Source organism: Aliiglaciecola lipolytica E3 (assembly GCF_000314975.1).
Classification (GTDB): Bacteria; Pseudomonadota; Gammaproteobacteria; order Enterobacterales; family Alteromonadaceae; genus Aliiglaciecola; species Aliiglaciecola lipolytica.
Map to the genome: position 1 here is coordinate 25,334 of NZ_BAEN01000022.1, position 20,801 is coordinate 46,134.

The 20,801-nt window shown below is 40.2% G+C and carries 21 protein-coding genes; 12 read left to right on the top strand and 9 right to left on the bottom strand.

Going from position 1 to position 20,801, the window contains the following annotated elements; all coding sequences use genetic code 11:
• Nucleotides 1-11: 11 nt before the first annotated feature.
• Nucleotides 12-2,120, top strand: a complete 2,109-nt coding sequence (locus GLIP_RS04655; RefSeq protein WP_008843428.1) for an alpha-amylase family glycosyl hydrolase — start codon at nucleotides 12-14, stop codon at nucleotides 2,118-2,120.
• Nucleotides 2,121-2,132: 12 nt separating this feature from the next.
• A complete protein-coding gene (gene gloA2 / locus GLIP_RS04660) occupies nucleotides 2,133-2,522 on the top strand; it encodes an SMU1112c/YaeR family gloxylase I-like metalloprotein (RefSeq protein WP_008843429.1) in 390 nt (129 codons plus the stop codon).
• On the opposite strand, the gene GLIP_RS04665 is transcribed toward gloA2, so the two are convergent.
• A complete protein-coding gene (locus GLIP_RS04665) occupies nucleotides 2,519-2,941 on the bottom strand; it encodes a VOC family protein (RefSeq protein ID WP_008843430.1) in 423 nt (140 codons plus the stop codon). The genes gloA2 and GLIP_RS04665 overlap by 4 nt on opposite strands.
• 246 nt (nucleotides 2,942-3,187) lie before the next feature.
• Here GLIP_RS04665 and soxR point away from each other — a divergent pair, with 246 nt between their 5' ends.
• Together soxR and GLIP_RS04675 are read left to right on the top strand one after the other, a co-directional pair.
• Nucleotides 3,188-3,625: a redox-sensitive transcriptional activator SoxR gene (gene soxR / locus GLIP_RS04670; RefSeq protein WP_008843431.1), complete on the top strand. Its 438-nt coding sequence runs from the start codon at nucleotides 3,188-3,190 to the stop codon at nucleotides 3,623-3,625.
• A gap of 175 nt (nucleotides 3,626-3,800) precedes the next feature.
• Nucleotides 3,801-5,093, top strand: a complete 1,293-nt coding sequence (locus GLIP_RS04675) for an NAD(P)/FAD-dependent oxidoreductase (RefSeq protein WP_008843432.1) — start codon at nucleotides 3,801-3,803, stop codon at nucleotides 5,091-5,093.
• 95 nt (nucleotides 5,094-5,188) lie between these two features.
• Here GLIP_RS04675 and GLIP_RS04680 read toward each other — a convergent pair whose 3' ends face one another.
• On the bottom strand, nucleotides 5,189-5,827 hold the full coding sequence (locus GLIP_RS04680) for a LysE family translocator (RefSeq protein ID WP_040521880.1): 639 nt from the start codon (nucleotides 5,825-5,827) through the stop codon (nucleotides 5,189-5,191).
• Between the two features lie 251 nt (nucleotides 5,828-6,078).
• Between GLIP_RS04680 and GLIP_RS04685 the strand changes: the two genes are divergently transcribed.
• Together GLIP_RS04685 and GLIP_RS04690 are read left to right on the top strand one after the other, a co-directional pair.
• A complete protein-coding gene (locus GLIP_RS04685) occupies nucleotides 6,079-6,270 on the top strand; it encodes a hypothetical protein (protein ID WP_008843435.1) in 192 nt (63 codons plus the stop codon).
• A 21-nt stretch (nucleotides 6,271-6,291) separates the two neighbouring features.
• Nucleotides 6,292-6,648: a hypothetical protein gene (locus GLIP_RS04690; RefSeq protein ID WP_008843436.1), complete on the top strand. Its 357-nt coding sequence runs from the start codon at nucleotides 6,292-6,294 to the stop codon at nucleotides 6,646-6,648.
• A gap of 62 nt (nucleotides 6,649-6,710) precedes the next feature.
• Here GLIP_RS04690 and GLIP_RS04695 read toward each other — a convergent pair whose 3' ends face one another.
• Together GLIP_RS04695 and GLIP_RS04700 are read right to left on the bottom strand one after the other, a co-directional pair.
• The gene (locus GLIP_RS04695; RefSeq protein ID WP_008843437.1) at nucleotides 6,711-7,898 is read right to left on the bottom strand and encodes a tetratricopeptide repeat protein; all 1,188 of its coding nucleotides are present in this window, start codon (nucleotides 7,896-7,898) and stop codon (nucleotides 6,711-6,713) included.
• A gap of 37 nt (nucleotides 7,899-7,935) precedes the next feature.
• Nucleotides 7,936-8,685, bottom strand: a complete 750-nt coding sequence (locus GLIP_RS04700; protein WP_008843438.1) for a ferredoxin--NADP reductase — start codon at nucleotides 8,683-8,685, stop codon at nucleotides 7,936-7,938.
• A gap of 175 nt (nucleotides 8,686-8,860) precedes the next feature.
• On the opposite strand from GLIP_RS04700, the gene GLIP_RS04705 reads away from it, so the two are divergent.
• From GLIP_RS04705 to GLIP_RS04715, 3 genes are all read left to right on the top strand, one after another.
• Entirely contained in the window at nucleotides 8,861-9,925 is a 1,065-nt protein-coding gene (locus GLIP_RS04705) for an agmatine deiminase family protein (protein WP_040521883.1), read from the top strand.
• A complete protein-coding gene (locus GLIP_RS04710) occupies nucleotides 9,926-10,819 on the top strand; it encodes a carbon-nitrogen hydrolase (protein ID WP_008843440.1) in 894 nt (297 codons plus the stop codon).
• Nucleotides 10,820-10,883: 64 nt separating this feature from the next.
• Nucleotides 10,884-11,750, top strand: coding sequence for a substrate-binding periplasmic protein (locus GLIP_RS04715; protein ID WP_008843441.1), 867 nt, complete (start codon nucleotides 10,884-10,886; stop codon nucleotides 11,748-11,750).
• Between the two features lie 20 nt (nucleotides 11,751-11,770).
• Here the strand turns inward: GLIP_RS04715 and GLIP_RS04720 are convergent, their stop codons facing one another.
• The 5 genes from GLIP_RS04720 to GLIP_RS04740 all read right to left on the bottom strand — a co-directional run bounded on the left by GLIP_RS04720 (nucleotide 11,771) and on the right by GLIP_RS04740 (nucleotide 17,726).
• Nucleotides 11,771-12,379 carry a glutathione S-transferase family protein gene (locus GLIP_RS04720; protein ID WP_008843442.1) on the bottom strand — a complete coding sequence of 203 codons (609 nt, stop codon included), beginning with the start codon at nucleotides 12,377-12,379 and terminating at the stop codon, nucleotides 11,771-11,773.
• A complete protein-coding gene (locus tag GLIP_RS04725) occupies nucleotides 12,376-12,795 on the bottom strand; it encodes a DUF4112 domain-containing protein (RefSeq protein ID WP_008843443.1) in 420 nt (139 codons plus the stop codon). The genes GLIP_RS04720 and GLIP_RS04725 overlap by 4 nt, the downstream gene beginning before the upstream one ends.
• Nucleotides 12,792-13,871, bottom strand: a complete 1,080-nt coding sequence (gene hemH / locus GLIP_RS04730; RefSeq protein WP_008843444.1) for a ferrochelatase — start codon at nucleotides 13,869-13,871, stop codon at nucleotides 12,792-12,794. The genes GLIP_RS04725 and hemH overlap by 4 nt, the downstream gene beginning before the upstream one ends.
• A gap of 104 nt (nucleotides 13,872-13,975) precedes the next feature.
• Complete coding sequence (locus GLIP_RS04735; protein ID WP_008843445.1) at nucleotides 13,976-15,577, bottom strand: AbgT family transporter; 1,602 nt, start codon at nucleotides 15,575-15,577, stop codon at nucleotides 13,976-13,978.
• 133 nt (nucleotides 15,578-15,710) lie between these two features.
• Nucleotides 15,711-17,726 carry a methyl-accepting chemotaxis protein gene (locus GLIP_RS04740; protein WP_008843446.1) on the bottom strand — a complete coding sequence of 672 codons (2,016 nt, stop codon included), beginning with the start codon at nucleotides 17,724-17,726 and terminating at the stop codon, nucleotides 15,711-15,713.
• 236 nt (nucleotides 17,727-17,962) lie between these two features.
• Between GLIP_RS04740 and GLIP_RS04745 the strand changes: the two genes are divergently transcribed.
• From GLIP_RS04745 to GLIP_RS04755, 3 genes are read left to right on the top strand one after another with little or no spacing between them, the layout of a single operon-like run.
• On the top strand, nucleotides 17,963-18,514 hold the full coding sequence (locus GLIP_RS04745; protein ID WP_008843447.1) for a hypothetical protein: 552 nt from the start codon (nucleotides 17,963-17,965) through the stop codon (nucleotides 18,512-18,514).
• A gap of 10 nt (nucleotides 18,515-18,524) precedes the next feature.
• On the top strand, nucleotides 18,525-20,288 hold the full coding sequence (locus GLIP_RS04750; RefSeq protein ID WP_008843448.1) for an OmpA family protein: 1,764 nt from the start codon (nucleotides 18,525-18,527) through the stop codon (nucleotides 20,286-20,288).
• A 20-nt stretch (nucleotides 20,289-20,308) separates the two neighbouring features.
• On the top strand, nucleotides 20,309-20,800 hold the full coding sequence (locus tag GLIP_RS04755; RefSeq protein WP_008843449.1) for a Rab family GTPase: 492 nt from the start codon (nucleotides 20,309-20,311) through the stop codon (nucleotides 20,798-20,800).
• Nucleotide 20,801 lies beyond the last annotated feature (1 nt).

The window sequence follows — 20,801 nt, forward strand, 5'->3', positions numbered from 1 at the left end:
AGAGTCAATCAATGAAATTACTACATAGATTTTTTTTAATCACTATCGCTGCATCCACACTAGTCGCTTGTAGTGAACAAAACCACTCGCAATCAAAAAGTCCGAAGTTAGAACCAATAGAGTTGTCATACCCGGCAATTTACGATGACTATCTGAATCGGGATATTCGAGATGATATTTTTTATTTCGTAATGCCAGATCGATTTTACAACGGCAATCCAAACAACGATTTAGGCTCAAAGACCATTAAACAATCCAAGGGTGGTTTTGTCATTAATGATGTCAGAGGCTTTCATGGCGGCGATATACAAGGGGTAGAACAAAAGTTAGATTATTTGAAAAACTTAGGGGTTAGTGCCATCTGGATGACACCTATTCTGCGCAATAAAGCGATTCAATCAGATGGATACGGGCATCATGGGTATTGGATTCTCGATTTTACACAAATTGACCCGCATTTTGGCAGCAACCAAGATCTGAAAAACCTCATTGAGGCTGCCCATAAAAAAGGCATAAAAATCTTTTTTGATATTATAACCAACCATACCGCTGATGTTATTAAATACGAGGAGTGCCACAATCAGGATGGTAGCTTTATCGACGAGAATACTTGTCCATTCAAATCTAGTTTGCAGTTAGCTGAAGGGGATAAATACACGCCATTTGTGCCCAAAGGCGATGAAAACGTAAAAGTCCCAGCTTGGTTAAATGATCCAAAATTTTATAACAATCAAGGTGACAGTATTTGGCAGGGTGAAAGTGCTATCAATGGCGACTTTGTTGGATTGGACGACCTCAATACCAAAGATCCGCAAGTGATCTCGGGAATGATAGATATCTACAAAAACATTATCAGTGAATTTAAACCAGATGGCTTTCGCATTGATACCGTCAAACACGTTGACATGATTTTTTGGTCACAGTTTAGTCCGGCAATTTTGGCCCACGCTAAACAACAAGGTATCCCCAACTTTCATGTTTTTGGTGAGGTTTATAGTGCCGACCCTATTGAATTGAGCAGTTACACTACGCTTGGCAAAATGCCTGCTGTGCTTGATTTTGGCTTTCAAAGCGCGGTTGCAAATGTGTTTTTCAGGAAAAAATCGCCACAAGAGATTTCACAGCTTTTTGAAAACGATGATTTTTATAATGACCATGACAGCCAAGCGGATTTATTAATGAATTTTCTGGGCAACCACGATATGGGCAGAGCGGGATTTTTTCTGAATGACAGTCTGCCTAACGCAAGTGAACAAGAAAAACTGCAGCGTGATATCCTCGCTCACGCTTTTATGTACTTCTCTCGCGGCGTACCAGTAATATATTACGGTGACGAACAAGGATTTACCGGTTTAGGGGGCGATGTAGGTGCCAGAGAAGATATGTTTGCATCCCAAGTAAAAGAGTATAATAAAACTAAGTTACTAGGCACTGAAGCCACGCCTGCAGACGATAACTTTGATCCGAGTCATCCAATCTACCGAGGGTTACAAAAACTGGCCCAGTTGCGAATGGACCATCCGACTCTCCGCCGAGGATTGACCTTCAATCGGTATTTCCAGAAAAACCAACCAGCATTTGCTATTTCCAGAGTCGCTAAAGAAGACGCTTTAGAATATTTACTCGCTTTTAATCCGTCAACAGAAAGCCAAACCATTTCCTTAGAAAGCACAGCTGACAACTATCAATTAATTGACGGAAGCGACTCGTTCTCTATAGTAAATGGACAATTGGAAGTGACAATACCTGCACTTAGCTACACTATATTGAAAGCAAGTACGCCAGTGGAAATGTCTAACGTATTAGCATTAGATTTCTTGGGCCATGAAAAACAAGGGAGAACAGTGCGTTTTGACTATCGGTTATCTGCAGAGATTAGTCATCCAATCCCATTATTTGAAGTGACAACTGAAATCAAAGATGAACAGGGTGCATATACACTCATAGCAAAAGATAATACGCCTCCGTACTCAGCAATCATTGATAATGACGTATTTATCCGTTATTCACCCACGGATATTCGAGTAACGATCAGTGACTGGCAAGGAAAAAGCGTAGAACAAACGTTTGCGTTGAGTACAAACGCTTCAACTGAAAAAACAAAAATTTCAATCGATTAGAAGAGTAATAAAATGACAAAATTAAAAGGCTTTCATCATGTAGCCATAATCTGTAGTGACTATGCTCGCTCGAAAGCCTTTTACACTGAGGTGTTAGGGTTTACTGTCTTAGCAGAGAATTATCGAGTTGAACGGAGTTCCTACAAACTCGATCTCGCTTTGCCCGACGGCAGCCAAATTGAACTGTTTTCGTTTCCCAATACGCCTCAGAGACCCTCTCGCCCTGAAGCTCAAGGCTTGCGGCATCTGGCGTTTAAAGTCGATTCAGTGAGCGAATTTTGTAAATATTTAAAAACCAAAGACATCACGCCCGAACCTATTCGTGTAGATGAATATACTGGTCGAGAATTCACTTTCTTTGCCGATCCTGACAAGTTACCGCTTGAGGTTTATCAAGATTAATCCTCAGCATTATTTCTGCTCTCAGGTAGATCAGACAAGTACTCGACAAACTCAACTTCAAATCCACTCGGATCAATAAAGTAGGTATTCATTCGGTACTGATTATTCGCACCAAGATTGTGAGGAGTAAAGCCCGCTTTTCTTAAGCGAGTTATTACTGACTGTAAATTACTTACCTCAAAAGCGAAATGCGCCAGTCCCAACTGGTTGCCTTTAAGGTCTCTATTGGTGCCACTTCCACTAGCATTAAAAGTCAGGTAATTATATTCATCTCCAAAATGCAGCCAATCACGTTCTATGCCATACCAATCTGCGTTTCCTTGCTGACGAATAGTCCAATGTGGAAAAGCAGCGGAGTAGAAGCGCAATGTGTCTTGCAGGTCTTTAACCACGATATTGATATGCTCTAATCGTATCATCTTGCACCTCACTTCAAGTTCATAGTGTTATTGAATAAACGAAAGAACCTTCCCTTTAGTTCCAATTTTTGTCTTTTTGGAAACACGATTTCGGGTGGATTCGTGTATGGTTGCTCAATGGCTTGTGTGTGTTTCATGATTTATTCCTTTATAGATTGATTTAACTCAAGAGCAAGAGTAATTCCTCAAGTTAACTTGAGGTAAAGCACTTTTTTGCATATTCTTAAAAAAATTGAGGAATTATGTATGCCTGAAAGAGAACTAAGTGTTGGATTTGTAGCCAAGCGCTGTGGGGTAAAGGTTTCTACGCTGCACTTTTATGAACAAAAAGAACTGATTAAAAGCTGGCGTAACAGCGGCAATCAACGGCGCTATAAAGCCGATGTTTTACGCCGTGTGTCAGTAATCAAAGCTGCCCAAAAGTTGGGAATAAGTTTGCAAGACATCAAATTAGCTTTCGCGTCTTTGCCGCAGTCGCGGACACCCAACAAACAGGATTGGGCAGCTCTTTCTCGTCAATGGAAACAACAGCTCGATACGCGTATTCAACGGATGCAAAATCTCAGAGATTCTCTGGATGGCTGTATTGGTTGTGGCTGTCTTTCCATGAAATCTTGTCCAATATACAATCCAAATGATGAACTAGCGCCTGAGGGCCCTGGACCTGTAATTCTAGAAAGGTAACGACGTCTATAAGCGGGATTTCAGATGGACAAATAGCTCAATTTTTGGCATGATTTGACTACGGCACGCACGCGGTAAACCAGCTCATTTATGTTATCTTTCAGCACTCTTCTTTTTTCGAATTTACCGTTTTTATTCTTTGCCACCCTTTTTCAAACTTCATTTAGGAATCAACATGTTAAAAATCGTAGTAGTCGGTGGAGGCGCTGGTGGGCTTGAGCTGGTAAGTAAATTAAGTAAAAAGCTAGGAAAAAAAGGGTTAGCCCAAATAACCCTAGTGGATCGCAACCGAACTCATTTATGGAAACCGCTATTGCATGAAGTAGCGGCAGGAGTCATTGATAAAAATTCTGATGGTGTAGATTATCGCATGCATGCGGCTCGTTTTGGTTACTCCTTTCAATTGGGAACCATGAACAGTGTTGATGCCGAAAAGAAAACCATTCATTTAGATGCACTTTATGACGATTCTGGCGAATTGTTACTCGATGAGCGAAGCATTAGCTATGACTATTTAGTACTAGCAGTCGGCAGTGTGAGCAATGACTTTGGAACACCGGGAGTGGCGCAGCACAGCTTTTTCTTAGATTCATTGCCACAAGCTGAACGTTTCCATAAAGCGCTTTTAAATCAGCTTATCCGTATTAATTCGCAAGAATCAGATGCAGACAACTTGAAAATTGCGATTGTTGGTGGTGGTGCTACTGGCACAGAACTGGCTGCACAGTTACACCATGTAGCTAATCTGGCAAAACACTATGGGATGCCAGAAATGTCAGCGTCGCGATTACAGGTAAGTATCATAGAAGCAGGAGATAGAATTCTACCTGCGCTACCTGAGAGAATTGCCGTTTCTGCACGTTCGGCTTTAACAAAATTAGGCATTGAAGTGCTCGAAAGAACACGGATCTCCAGCGCTCAAAAGGGTGCATTTATCACCTCCGAAGATAAGCCGATTGAGGCCGATCTGTTAGTATGGGCCGCCGGCGTAAAAGCACCAGACTTTATTCAAGAGCTAAATGTATTTGAAACTAATAGAGCGCAACAAATTTTAGTCAACAGTCACCTCCAAAGCACGACTTGTGAAACTATCTTTGTATTAGGAGATTGTTGCGGCTTTATGCAAGAGAATGGTAAGTGGGTTCCACCACGAGCTCAGTCAGCACATCAGATGGCGAGTACGGTTGCTGCAAACATTACAAGTATTGTTCGTGGTGGCACTATGAAAGATTATAAATATGTCGATTACGGTTCGCTGGTTCATTTGAGCAAGTACAGTACCGTTGGCAGTTTAATGGGAAGCCTAGCCAGTAGTAGTATGTTTATAGAAGGCAGGCTTGCCAAATTTGTCTATATATCACTTTATAATATGCACCAATTCGCGGTTCATGGCTGGTTCAAAGCAATACTGGTTTTATTAAGTCGAAAAGTTAGCAATATTGTCGGACCTAAGTTAAAGCTGCATTAAGGTCCGCTATAGAAATCATCATTAGTATTTGATAACGCGTATTTAGCAGGCTAATAAAGCTGTTAAATACCGTTATTTTTAATTCAGCTTAATGATTATTTCTGTATAAATTCTTGCCATGCGATATAGCTACCTAACCCTATGAGTATCGCCCCTGCCACCCGATCTTGCCAGCGAATAAATAATGGATGTGACGATAGCCACTTGCCTAAATTATGAGAAAGTAACACCACTAACAAATCACTGCTAAACGCCAGAATTGCGTAAAGCAGTCCTAGAATTACCAACTGCAATGCAACCTGACCTAACTGAGGGTCAACAAACTGCGGTAAAAATGCTAAGAAAAACAATGCAGTTTTGGGATTGGTCAATTCCACCACGATACTTTGTTTGAATACTTTAGACATTCCCATTATGCGAACTTTAGGCTTACTAGTGTTGCCAGCCCCTGAAGCTCTAATCGTCTGGATGCCCAGAAAAATCAAATACGCTGCACCGCATAGCTTCAGTACAGTATAAGCAGTGGGCGAATAGCGGAATATCGCCGCTAATCCCAATGCTGTCAATAACACATAAATTAATGAACCAATTGCCATGCCACCGGCAGCGGCGACACCTGATCTGTGGCCGTCCGACATGGTCCGAGCTAAAATATATAAATTTGAAGGACCTGGCGAAATACTCATTATCGCCGCCGCTATTGAAAAAGCGATTAATGTTTCGATAGATGGCATGTTGGGAGCCCCTAATATTTAATAGGCTTTAGCAGCCTATCACAATCTTCAAAGTATGAAAGTAACGCCACTCAAAGTCTGCAAATTAATACAACCTTAAATTAACTCAACGAATGTCACCTTTATTTACCCTTTGTGGACATAATTTGGGCGAAAAAAACTTGCATCAAACTTAAAAATCTTCAAAATAAGCGCCGTGTTAGTTTAATTTAACTACTCAAGTATAAACTAACCAGACAAAAGGAAATGTCATGTTAAAAACAGCTACTAGAAAATTGGAATGTTTATGCCCTATTTGTATGTCTGCAAATAGTCTTGATACCCGCCATAAATTGGTGATGAATAAAACACAAACAATGCGCTGCCAAAAATGCGCTTCTAGTTTCGAATTTATTATAGCCAACGGCGTTGATAACGAAAAAAATGTGATTGTAGTTGGATAGAGATCGATATCGGAGCTAGTCATGATTTATATTTTTCACGCGCAAGACCAACTAATGGATACGCTGGCTGAAGTGGAAAATGAACGAGCGTTGTTAGCCACCGTTATCGAGAATATTCATTTATACCATTTAGCCACTCGAGTTAAACATTCAGAACTTGATATTGCATTTGCCGCCTCCGGTGGGCCCACTGCTTGGGTTAATGTGGATAACATGTCGGTCGATTTCGCACCTAAGCCAAGTAGACGTTCTAAATTTGGAGATGTTTTGGTAGAAATGGCCAATGGTTTCGCAAACCTTTCGACGCCTGCCGGCTTTATACCGTTGGTAGATATCATTGAACGTAATGGCCAGTTACTCAAAAAGCAATTTAGTTAAAGCCTATGTAGAGCGGAATTTATTCCGGTTAAACATAAAAAAACACGCGGCTAAAGCTACGACTACAATTCTTCTTTCGCCAAAACCTTTAATTTAGCTTGATACAACCCTTTTTCCTGCGGAACATATGCCAATGCTATCGCTTTATCCATTGACTCCTTTGCTAGTTCCATTCGCCCCATTTGATAGTAAGTTTTGGCCAAACCGAAATACCCTTCATGCAAATACGGAGCAGCCTCTACAGAACGCTTAAAATATCGCAACGCAAAGAACAGGTCATTTTTGGCCAAATGGTAGTTCGCTAAGTCAAACCAACGATAAGGATTGTCGTCATCAATGTTAGGCAAGTTTTTTTTCAATTCAGTTAATTCACCATCACGGCCTTGACGCTCCAAAAGCATGACATAATTACTCAAAATGTTAACTGAACCCGCCGTGTGTTCAATCGCATATTGGTAAATGCGTTCCGCAACATCCACATCACCAAGGTTTTTGTACAACACGGCGAGGGTGTTTAGCGTTTCAGGATTTTGACTGTCAATCTCCATCGCTTGCGACAATAAGGAATAAGCTAAATCATGTTCTTTAGCCACAATGCTATCGCCAGCTAAATTTTGATAAAACATCGATAAAAATTGTGATTTATCAATAAAATCTCCAGTGACATTTCCTTTTTCAGGAAAATAATCGATGATCATCTTTTTTCTAGTTACGACAATGACATCTTTATCAACTTCTTTCTCGGGCGCAAATACATGGGTTCTCACGTGTGAAGACAGCGTCATGACATTGTGAAATCGTTGATAAATAGGTGCGGCATTTACACGTTGATAGCGAATTTCTAAATTAACTAAATTTGCCAAGGCTGTGGTTAAAATCGCCAAAGAAAGGCAATTGCCGCTTTGCGATGACAAAGCGACCGACGCCGTGTAAGTATCGCCTCGATAGTCAAACCCATAAAGGATCATATCAAGATAGTTATAAAGCCGCTCGTGACCTTCAACATGGGCGTTGTTTTCGCCATTATAGTAATTAAGAAAATGTAGTTTCTGTTGTTCTGTAAGTTGAAATATATCTTCGATAGTGGCCACTTTTTCTTGCTTAAACTGCGATGATTGCCAGTCCAATTTGGCTACGGCTGTTTGTGAACTAGGAAGGTTGTTAGAGGCGTTGCTATGTAATTGGCAACCCAAAACTCCGCCTATTAAACAAATTACAATTGCCAACCTAACCACTGCGTTTACTACCATTTACAGGTCCTTTTTCATTGCTTGTTTTGTGCTAGTTTTACCAATAGCGTTCTAAACTAATTTGTCCTGGTGAACGACGAAGGTGTTTTTTCAATCCAAATGATTCTAATAACGCTAATGTGTCTTTAATCATGTCGGGATTACCACATAACATTACCTGACAATTCGTCGGGTCAAACTCAAAGCCGCATGTTCGTTGGATTTCACCATCTTTTATGAGTTGCGGTATTCTGCCAGTTAAAACATTGTCCCCTTTCTCTCGGCTTACAATGGGCACGAAGGAAAATTGCTCAGACTTAGTATCTAACCAGCCATTAATTTTTTCTAAATAAGCCAAATCATTTAGGTGCCTTACACCATACACGAGTACCACATGTTTGTAGCTTGTCCAAATATCTAGTCCATCTAAAATTGATAGAAATGGCCCTACACCGGTGCCAGTCGCAATGAGAAATAAGACGTCGCTGCTCGGAACTTCGTCTAAAACCAAAAAGCCCGTGGCAGGAGACATAACCTTCACACTGTCTCCTTTTTCCAATGCATGTAATTTTGGCGATAAACTTCCTTCTTCAACCGGCACGGCGATAATTTCCAGACAATCTTGCTCAGGCGAATTGACCAAAGAATAGGGACGCGAAAGAACGCTATTGTCTGATTGTTCTATTCCAATTTTAGTAAACTGTCCTGCTTTAAATGCAGGAAACTCAGAGCAGGCAATCTGAAGACTGAAAAGGTGATCAGTCCAATCAATACGATTTACAACTGTGCCTTCATGCCACTGCGCCATATTCCTCTCCCAATCGCTAACGTTGCCAATAACTTAACATGCTCTTCTATAAAGTGCATACGCTTAATAGTAGTGAAGTCAATTCACATGCTGTTGAAAACAAATGTAAAAATGTGCTGCAACATTATGCTTAACCGCTATAATTCCGGAAACCTTTAATTACCCATTTGACTGAATGAAAACGAACTTAAGATTGTTACCTGAATGGCATTCGCAAGAAGCCATAATATTAGCTTGGCCAGATGAAAACACCGATTGGAAACCTTGGTTAGACGACGTTAGACAAACGTACAGGCAGCTTATTCAAGCGATAACCAGCAACAATACAGGTGTGATTTTATTGGTTAGAGAAACCCAACTCGCTGTTGCAAAGGAACATCTTCAGGGCTGCAACAATATATTGTTAGTAAGTGCCAACTACAACGATACTTGGTGTAGAGATTACTGTTTTTTAACCGGTTCGGTTGGACAGAAATTACAACCCATCGAGTTTACATTTAACGGTTGGGGTAATAAATTCAATGCAAATAATGACAACAAGATTAACCAAAGTGTGCTGGCTGAACTATGTAAATTACCTATTCTAAGCGTAGATTTAGTGGCGGAAGGTGGTGCACTTGAAATTGATCAACACGGCCACTTACTTTCAACAGCTCTGTGTCTACAAAACCCAGAACGTAATGGTGACATGACATTAGCTGCATATAAGTCTGCATTTGCACAACATTTAGGTGCAAGCCAAATAAGCATCCTTGAAAATGGACATTTAGAGGGAGATGACACTGATGGTCACATTGATACCTTAGTTCGATTTACTCCAAATAATGGTGTGGTCATCCAAAGCTGTTTTAATCGTCCAGATGATAGCCACTTCGAAGGTTTAAATAGCTTAGTAGATGAAGTAAAAGCACTATTCCCAGCGCATCAAATATTTGAATTACCTTTGCCATGCATACATAACAAAGTTGGTGAGCGCTTACCTGCTTCTTATGCAAACTATTTAATTAATAATCAACAAGTGCTTTGTCCTATTTATCGTCAACCGGAAGATGAACTTGCGTTAACGATTATTGGCGAAGCTTACCCAGACTACCAAATTATCCCTATTGACAGTTTGCCTTTGGTGCAACAATTTGGCAGTGTACATTGTCTTAGTATGCAAGTTCCGGTGGGAACGCTGAAAACTAACGTTGTCAAACAGTTCATTGATGGCTTGAACACGTTTGCAGGTGAGGAATAAATGAAAAAAGAAACGTTAAAAGTAGGTTTAGTTCAACAATCTGTTGAATCTAATGACAAACTACAAAACTGGAACAAGAGCGCTAAACAAGTTGCACAATTAGCATCAGAAGGTTGTGAACTTGTGTTATTGCAAGAGCTTCACAGTACGCTGTATTTCTGCCAGGAAGAAAATACTGATTATTTTGATTTAGCGGAAACAATTCCTGGGCCAGCGACTGACTTTTTTGCGGATTTGGCTGCTAAACACAATATTGTACTTGTCACTTCCCTATTCGAAAAGCGCGGCTCTGGGCTATACCATAATACAGCCGTGGTATTTGACAGACAGACTGGAATGGTAGGCATGTATCGAAAGATGCACATTCCTGACGATCCTGGTTTTTACGAAAAATTTTATTTCACGCCAGGTGACCTCGGCTTTGAACCTATAGATACCAGTGTAGGTAAACTAGGCGTTTTAGTATGTTGGGATCAATGGTATCCAGAGGCCGCTCGATTAATGGCAATGCGCGGGGCAGATATGTTATTCTACCCTACCGCTATTGGTTGGGATAAAACCGATACTGCAGAGGAAAGAAGTCGTCAGTTTAATGCTTGGCAAACCATACAACGCTCACATTCAGTAGCGAATTCAGTTCCGGTTATTGTGGCCAATCGGACAGGCTTTGAAGCGTCACCAGTGGCTGGCGATCCCGGTATCCAATTTTGGGGGCAAAGCTTCATCACCGGTCCTCAAGGCGAAATTCTTGCTCAAGCTAGTTGTGAAGACGAACAAACTTTGTCGGTAGAACTGGATCTGGCCCGTACTGAAAAAGTAAAACGAATCTGGCCTTACTTTAGAGACAGACGAATTGATGAATACCAAGATATAACTTGTCGTTGGCGCGATTAGACGACCAATCAAAGTGGATAGTTAAGATGCTACTAAGCTAATGGTTCACAGAGGCACATACCAGATGGCCAAATATGTCACACTACTATGGTTATTTTTTAGCCCTGTGTATATTTGCGCTGCACCAATTAAGTACATTGATAATACAGACTCTGTAGACAAACACGGTGTCTATTTCATCAGCTTATTAAAACTTGCCTTAGAAAAATCCAAAAGCCAATACGGTGACTTTGAAACGCAAGGAGTACCTGTCACTATGCAACAGCATAGACTGTTTAAGAGTATCGACTCTGGCCTGATTGACTTAATGTGGACTGTTACATCTACCCAGCGCGAACAAGAAGCACTGGCCATTCGCATTCCTTTGTTAAAAGGCCTCATTGGCCACCGTGTTTTTGTCATTAAAAAAGACAGAGAACCTGAATTCAAGCAAATAAGTTCTTTGGTACAACTTTCCGTACTATCTGCAATTCAAAGTCATGATTGGCCCGATGTTGCCATTTTAGAAAATGCTGGATTAAAAGTAGAAAAATTTAACTCTCATAGCTCTATGTACAAATTACTCGCCAACAATAATGTCGATTATTTTCCACGCTCTTTATTAGAAGTTGTTGAGGAAATGGAGCGTAATGCTGATGATACCTTGATGATTAACCCTCATCATATGCTAGTTTATCCCAGTGCAATTTACTTTTTCGTTTCCAAAAAGAACACCGCTCTAGCGCAACGAATTGAATATGGTTTAAATGCCGCCATTAAAGATGGCTCGTTTGACCAACATTTCTATTCTTATTCAGGTCACGCCAAAGCTCTGAAGGGACTAACTCTGCGTAATCGAACGGTGTTTAGAATTGATAATCCGTTGATGCCAGAATCAACTCCCATTCAAAATAAATCGCTTTGGTTAGATATTGAACGCATCCCTGACTGAAGAGTCATTCATGCTATCAACTATGCACTAGCGCTTGGACGAGCACTCACAGCATTATACCAACGTTGCAAATTCACTTGATCATCTTTGATTTTAATTTTAACCACTCTGGCAAAATCGATGGCGCAAAGCGCTGTGATGTCAGCAATAGAAAAGCTATTGTTAGCAATAAATTCATTGTCTTTTAGGCGTTTTTCCAACACGTTAAGATATTTACTCGCATTGATACCTGCGACTTCACCATACTCAGGTACCGGAGTCATACGATCTTTAAAATAACCAGTCGTATGCTGAAAACACATGCCAACTTGCATAAACAAAGCAAATTCAACTTGGCGTTGCCACATTTCAATTTGTGCTTGTTCAAGGGCTGTAGTTCCCATAAGTGGCGGTTCAGGATGAAGGGCTTCAAAATAACGACAGATAGCGACAGATTCACTAATACACGTTCCATCGTCAAGTTCCAAAATAGGGACTTTACCAATTGGATTTTTTAAACGCATGTCTGGACTGATATTTTCGCCTTTTTGCAAATCGACCTGCACATATTCCATATCTATGCCTTTTTCAGCTAGAAAAATTCGTACACGTCTTGGTGTCGGTGCGGTATGAGTATCATAGATTTTCATTTTTCTGACTCCTGCCATTTAGTCAATTTTTCTTGGGTTTGGGCGTCAATAGCCGCTTTATTTTGGCTTACCCACCAGCGTTCCATAATACGCACATTTGCTTGATTAGATTTGTAAAAAATATCTGCGACATCACCTATTAGTGGGATTAAACCTAACAAAAAATCAATCAGGCTATTTCTAAGCATTTTTATGATAAGCGGCGTTGGCAAACCCATACTTTTACCCATAACAATGATTATTGCGCCAACAATTAACATTATCCCGTCACCGATTCCTGGAATAAGTCCAATTAAAAAGTCTAAACCAAATTTAACCTCAGTGAAGGGAATACGCACCGCTGTATCAGACAAATTAGCTAATTTTTGTGCCACTAACAATGATTTAGGTGCTTCAACTGTAGCTTCAGTACTCATTCATTTGCTCCTAAAGACTTGGCTAGCATGTCTCGATTTGCACTATCCGCGTCCTCTTTCCAACCATGAAGGTTTGTTTCGATGATAGCCGCCATCATATCAATATGTGCTGGGTCATCGTTCAGCGCAGGAATATACTCATAGCGTTTTCCTCCGGCTTCTAAAAAGTAATCACGATTTTCAATGCCAATTTCTTCTATCGTTTCCAGACAATCCGCCGAAAATCCCGGACACACTACTTGCACTGACTCAACTCCACTGGCAGGAAGACTCTGTAGTGTATGATCAGTATAGGGCTTCAACCATTCCTCGCGTCCAAATCGAGATTGGAAACACACTAAGTACTGGTTTTGATTTAAGCCCAAATTTTCGGCTATTAAACGTGATGTTTTGTGGCATTGACAAAAGTACGGATCACCGTTGGTTAAGTATCTTGCAGGAATTCCGTGATACGAGAATATGAGTTTGTCAGCTTGTGGGTGATTTTGCCAATGTAGGCGAATTTTATCTGCCACAGCTTGGATATACTTTGGATGATCGCAATATTGCGAAATAAAACGAAGATCAGGGATCCAACGTCGTTGTTGGAACTCTGCTGCTACAGCATCAAAAGTAGAAGCAGAAGTGGATGCGCAATATTGCGGATATAAAGGCAATACAACAATTTTACGAGCACCTTGTTGCAACATTGTATCTAACGTTTTGGATATACTTGGCTGCCCATATCGCATTGCAAAATCAACAACCACCTTGTCACCGTGACTGGCCCGCATTTTTTGTTTTAATGCTTCAGCTTGTTTAGCAGTGTAGAGCATCAAAGGCGACCCTTCTTCCTGCCACACTGTTGAATAGGCTTTTGCGGAGCGTTTCGGTCGGAAGTTTAAGATGACCAAATTAAGAATCAACCACCACAAAACCCGTGGAACCTCGACTACACGCGGGTCAGATAAAAATTCTTTAAGATAGCTTCTAAGTGCCTTTTTAGTGGGTGCATCTGGCGTCCCTAAATTAGTGATAAGTACGCCTATTTTATCTTCCTGATTATGTTTAAAGTTTGGGCTACCTGTATATTTCATGAATCGTTTGGTCTCAAGTTTTTAAGTTCTACGGGCTAACCCAATTATTGGATTAGCCGTAAGATCAATAATAACAGGTATGCTGTACATTATTTTAAGTTCTATTAAGAACCTGCATTATAAAATGTAGGTGATTCTGGTCCTACAGGCAGTCCCAATAAAAACACCCAAATATAAAATAATAACGTCCAGCCAATAAAGAAAGTAATTGAGTAAGGTAACATAGTCGCAATCAGCGTCCCCATCCCCAAATCTTTTTTATAACGTGCTGCTATCGCTAGAATCAATCCAAAATAACTCATCATTGGCGATATGACATTGGTCACCGAATCACCAATACGATAAGCCGCTTGAATAACCTCTGGAGAATAACCTATCAACATCAACATAGGTACGAAAATCGGTGCAGTAACAGCCCACTGTGCAGATGCGCTGCCTAGAGATAAGTTTACTACTCCGCACATGAGGATGAATAATATAAATACTTCTGGTCCATCTAACCCTAGCGCAGTTAATAAAGACGCGCCCTTGACCGCTAGAACAGTCCCTAAATTTGTCCATTTAAAAAATGCCACAAACTGAGCAGCAAAAAATACTAATGTAATATACAGCCCCATGGAGCCCATACTTTTAGACATTGCGTTAATTATATCTTTATCGTTTTTCATTGTGCCGGTGATTCTTCCGTATACAAAACCCGGGACAGCAAAAGTGACAAAAATAAAGGCGACGATACCTTTCAAAAACGGAGAACCTGCTACAGCGCCTGTTTCAGGATGACGTAAAATTCCATTTTCGGGCACAATGGTTAGAGCTAACAAAATACATACAGCAACAAAAGACACACCCGCCATTTTCAATGCGAACTTTTCTTTGTCGGTTGGCGCTGTCATCTCTTGCTTTTCAAGCTCTACAGATGCTTCACTTGGATCATAGGTCCCCAGCCTGGGTTCGACGATTTTCTCTGTTACAAGCGCCCCCATTGCAGCCACAACAAATGTACTAACAATCATGAAATACCAGTTAACCTCAGGGCCAACGACATATTCTGGAGAAATCATGTGAGCAGCAGATTCTGTAATACCTGACAACAAAGGATCTACTGTACCCAACAGTAAATTCGCGCTATATCCGCCTGATACACCAGCAAACGCGGCAGCCAAGCCAGCCAAAGGATGTCGACCAAGGGAGTGGAAAATCATTGCGGCTAAGGGAATTAAAACGACGTAACCCAATTCAGAAGCAGTGTTAGACAAAATTCCAGCCAGAACCACTGTTACTGTTACCATACGTCTGGAGGCATTCATAACCATCGCCCGCATGGCAGTTGAAAGTAACCCTGAATGTTCTGCAACCGATACACCTAACAATGCAACCAATACGGTACCTAGGGGTGCAAAACCAGTAAAGTTGGTTACCAATCCGGTGACAATTCGTTGTAAGCCTTCCGCATTAAATAACGATATAACCTCTATCATGCCGTCAGCATCGCGTCCTTTGGCCCCTAGAGGACGTGGATCAGCAACAGCAATATCAAAATATCCTAAAATGCCGCTCAGAATAACTATGAAAAGAGCAAGAAGTGCAAATAATGTAATTGGATGTGGTAGTAAATTACCTAGCCACTCAACAGTTACAAGAAAACGTGAAAACCACCCTGAATTTTGTTCATTAGGCGACTGTTTGTCTGTTTGATTTGAGATCAAAACTATTCCTCTGTCGTGTCGGATCTTGTTATCAACTTCGTCCGTTGCAAGTCCTTATTATTTTTTTGCATATGATAGCGAATTAACACGATAAAGTGCAGTTCTTGGTGATAATTAGGGTTGATGTATATTTTTAAGGTCCTGAACGAGTGACGACAAAGTTATCAATCATACTTTGCAGTGCCTTATCATTGGTTGCCAGATTGGCAAAAATCAACTCAAGATTTTTTGCAATAGAAAGCCCAGAAGTAGAGGTCTCAAGCACATTATGGGTATCTTGGGCAATTTGTTTGATAGTGATTGCTTGCTGTTCAGATGCAGCAGCAACAGTTGTAGAAAGCTGTTCTAACTCTTTCACCTGACCGACTAATTCGGTAGAAAGCGCTTCAACATCAGCTGCTCTGTGTAACGATTCCTGTGCAGTAGACACATTATTTTCCACAGACGCGACAACATCATTGCTAGCATCTTGTAAATCCTGCAATAAATTAGATATTGAATCCGAGCTCGCCTTACTTCCTTTTGCTAACGTTCGTACTTCATCAGCGACAACTGCAAAACCTCTTCCTGCTTCACCCGCCCTAGCCGCTTCGATAGCAGCGTTGAGCGCTAACAAATTTGTTTGTTCCGCTAATGAATTGATAGTATCTAAAATGCTGCTAATTGAAGTCACCTGCTCTTCCATATTGTTGGCTTTTTGTTTCACCACTGACATGTTTTCAGACATCATTTTCAAAGCATCGCTATTGGCCAAATTCACTTTAATACTTTGATTTGTTTTTTCCTTCAATTTATCACTAGAATTGAATGTACTGGTTGCGGACCGTGCGATTTCCTCACTGGTTTGAGCCATTTCTTCCAGTGATGTCGCAATATTACTCGCTAATAAATGATTCTGATCTGCATTCTTAACCACTTTCTTAGTCGATTCACTCAATTCCATTCCCAGCTTTTTGCCTGAATCTATAGTTGTAACTAAACCAACCACAAGATTTTTAAAAGCATTGAAGGTATGTTGGATTGCATGGGAAATTACACTCAATTCGTCACGGCCAGCCAATCTAACATCTACTGTTAAATCTCCATTCTCTGCGATAGTTTTTAAGTGAATAGTTAATTGATTTAAGCGACTTTTTAAGGAGCGCATTAAATGTATGTTGAGAAGAGCGAGTAACACTAATAAAAGGCTTAATAAAGCGGCTTCAATTATCAGCAACAATACGGCATTACTGCGATTCTGTTCAGACTCTTGGTGTTGTAGTACCCACTGCTGATCTAATACCTTTTTAATTTCACCAATTTGTTCAGTCGCGAGGGAAAACCATTGTTGAGGAGTGTATGCAAATGCGAGTAATGGACCTGATGCGCTTGTCACTGCATCGCGAATTTGCAGCATATTTCTATAAGAACTTGAAGTGAAAATGCTATTCACCTTGTCTTTCTGGTCTTGTTCTAGAAAAAGTGGAAGGTATTTTGAAGTGGTTTCGAATCCATCTACATATTCTGATATTTCAGACTTAGCTACTTCGCTGATGTTTTTACGTGCAATAACGCCATTTATTTTCCCTCGAGCTTGACCGGAATACTCCTTCAACCAAGCCAGCGCCAATGCCCCTTTTAGACCTTGAAGCACTTTTTTGTTGTTGACATAAACGTATAAGTTTTCTGCGGTATTCAATGCATACTGATTTAACAAACTATAATAAGCAAAAGCCTCAGGTGCTGATTGTGTATCAATTTTGGCTCTTACCGCATGTTTTTGCTTTAAATGTTCCGTCAGTATTTGTGAAAATTGCTGAATTTTAACCGTTTCTGGCCATGGCTGATTAATTAGCTTATTCAATGTTGATACGGCTTGATCCGCATTAATACGTTGTTGGGTCAACGACTTGTAAATATCAGAACTGCCAGACCCTAAAAAGCCAGCGCTCAGACCGCGTTCGACCGCATGATGATGAGCAACCTTTTCCAAACTATCTAATAACACTAACATTCGTTTATCAGCATCGCTTTGCTCTACTAATAGCCATGCACTGCGTAAACTAAAAAATGCCAATAAAATAACTAATGTTGAAAAAATAACTAAGCTAATCAAAGTAATTTTGATAATGCTAAAACGATGTACAAAGCCGCTTGCAGTTGAATTCACGATTTATCCTTTTTGCGAAAAATTAAAAATGTTTGAGGGCTTTTTGCTTTTTTGAGTGTATGAGATTAGCCTAATAAACACACTAATTGGACAAGAATTAGCAAATTATCCGCAATAGAAACACGAGTTCAACCCCACATTTAAGAAAAAGCGATTAATATCAATAATATCCCGTGCATATAGTGTTTTTTTTAGGCTATGATTGATCATCGGTGTTTATACAGAAGGAAGTGAAAATGGCGAGTAAAAAATCTGACAACAAAGACATAGTCGAAGAAGCTGTTAATAAAAGTGATGAAACTAGCTCTGAATTGGCGACATTGCGCCAAATTGTTTTTGGTGCAGCCCAAGCGGATATTGAAAATAGACTTTCAGTTTTAGAGAATAAAATGCTTGAACGCTTTCAACAGTCGGATCAGAAACTGGCTGAGCACGTTAAAGAATTAAACACCGTCATGCAAAATGGTTTCGAAGACATGCAAAACAAAGTCAACTCAGTTGACAAGCAATACGAAGATAAAACAGCTGAATTACACGCCTATGCAGACAAACTTTCTTCCGAATTAGAAATGTCAGATACCAACGGCCGCCAAGAAACTGATGAACTTCATTCAAGAGTAGACAAAGAAGTCGCCTTACTAACCGAAAAATACGATGCTCGATTTGCAGAAGCGTTAGAGAGATTAGATCAAGTAACGAAAGAGCTTAGTTCAACCAAAACCGATCGGAAAACATTGGCGAAACTACTCGCAACCATGGCGATTAATTTAGAAACCGACGAAGATTAAAGCCACTTTTATGGCAAACAACCCAGACGCCAAAAATGTACCCGATGACGAAGCGGCCATGCGTGAGCTTCGCGACATAATATTGGGTAAAAACAGGCAACATGTTAAGCAAGTATTAAAAGACAATGCGAGAGAAATTGTCGGTGATGTCGTAATAGAAGCAATTCATGATAGACAAAAATTAAACCAAGAATTCACCACTGTTTTGACCCCTGTGGTTCAGCAATCTGTTGAAAAATCCGTCAAAAATCAAAGTGAACAGTTTGTCGGTTACCTTTATCCGTTAGTGGGCCGTTTAGTACGCAAGTCGGTGACTGCTTTTTTAAGTGAATTCGTAGAGAAAACCAACGAAGTTATTGAGAATAGCCTTACTTTTAAAGGCATAACTTGGCGAATTAAAGCGTGGCAATCGGGCGTAAGCTTTTCCCAATATGTAGCGAGCCAAACGTTTGTATTCAAAGTTGAGCAAGTCTTACTAATTCATAGAGAAACAGGAATACTACTCAATTCAGTTTCACAATCCGTCAGCGACTCGACAGATGGCGATCTGATTTCTGCTATGTTAACAGCAATTAATGACTTTGTTTCAGACTCGTTCGGTTCGCAAAAAAATACCTCAGAACAAAATTTAGAAGTTATCAAAACGGAAGATTTTTCCTTAGTCATCAAAAGAGGGCCTCAATTACTTTTAGTTGCCGCTGTTACTGGTAATATCCCGCAAAACATTTCGACCAAGTTCCAAATTACCAACGAATATATCCATAAATTATACGCAAAAGAAATTGCCAATTTTAATGGTGATACTGTTGTGTTTGAACCAGCTGCCCAACAATTGAGTGACTGTTTAGTTGCGGAACTGCGTCCTGAAGCACAAAAACAAAGAAAACCCATTCTGGCGATTGGTTTATTTACCTTACTCATTCTCGGATTCAGTTTTTTAGGGTTAAAAAGTTATCAACATAATCAGTTTTTAGAACAGGTCAGCGACATTGCACATCAACCTGGCATAATTGTTAGCAATATAGAAAAGTCAGGGTGGCAAAACATTAAACTAGAAATAATGCGAGATCCTGAAGCCATTTCTGTTGAAGATTGGATGTCTTCACAGCAGTTAGACACGACAAAGATAAGTTTATCCGAAAAGCAGTATCTGTCTTTAGAAGCACCACTTGTTAAAAATCGATTAAATAAACTATTAAAACAATTTCCGGAAGTCAGTATAGATTGGCAAAACGAAATTCCCACATTATCTGGTGTATTACCAAATGTGCAACGCCTTTCTTTAGCACGTGAAATTAACGCTATTCCCGGTTTACCTTATGCTGAAGAACTACTTTCTGGAGTCGTTACAAAAGAGCTTGATACGATTAGCGACGATAGCCCAGAAATACTAATGGCACTTTTTGAAATAAACTCAGCAAAAATTGATAGCACCCAGATTGAGTTTGCTCAAGGCCAAAGTGAACTGAGCAACGAAGCAAAAGATCAGTTGCTAACCTTATCAAGTACTTTAAAGGCGACAATAGAACTGGCTAAAAAGCTGGAGTTAAATGTAGGATTGATTATTATGGGTGCTAGTGATTCAACTGGCTCCAAACAATTTAATCAAGCATTGAGTCAAAAACGCGCATTCGCTGCACGTCAATATCTGATAGAACAGGGAATTGAGCCAGAGTATTTAAATGCTATTGGCTTAGGGGTGATTGAAATCAAAGCAACTGGCGCAGGCTTACGAAAAGTCATTTTCAATGTTATTGATTTTAAAAACGAATAAAAAAGGACATTAACGACACCATGATCCAAAAGAAGATTTGCCTACTTGGCCCGTCAGGCGTAGGGAAAACCAGTTTGGTCAAACAATTTGTAGAGGGTATTTTTTCTGAAAAATACCTCACCACCATTGGTGTCAAAATTGATAAAAAAGTCATAGATTTAACGATCGAACAAGTACAACTGATGATTTGGGACCTGGAAGGTATAGATCGATACTGCGGATTTCAGCCCAAATACCTCAGAGGCGCTTCAGCCTATGCCATTATAACCGATCAAACACGTTCTCAAAGTCTCGTTGAAGGCATGGAAATTCATCGCATGGTCCGCGAAATAAGTGATATCCCCGCTATTTTAGTTGTCAATAAAAGTGACTTAGACGTCGCATGGCATTGGACCGAAAACGAACTAAATGGTTACAGTAAAGAGTTTGTTCGTAGCTTTTCAACCAGCGCTAAAACAGGGGCTCAGGTGGAAGAAATGTTTAAATTTATCGCTCAATTAACCTTGAAGTAAT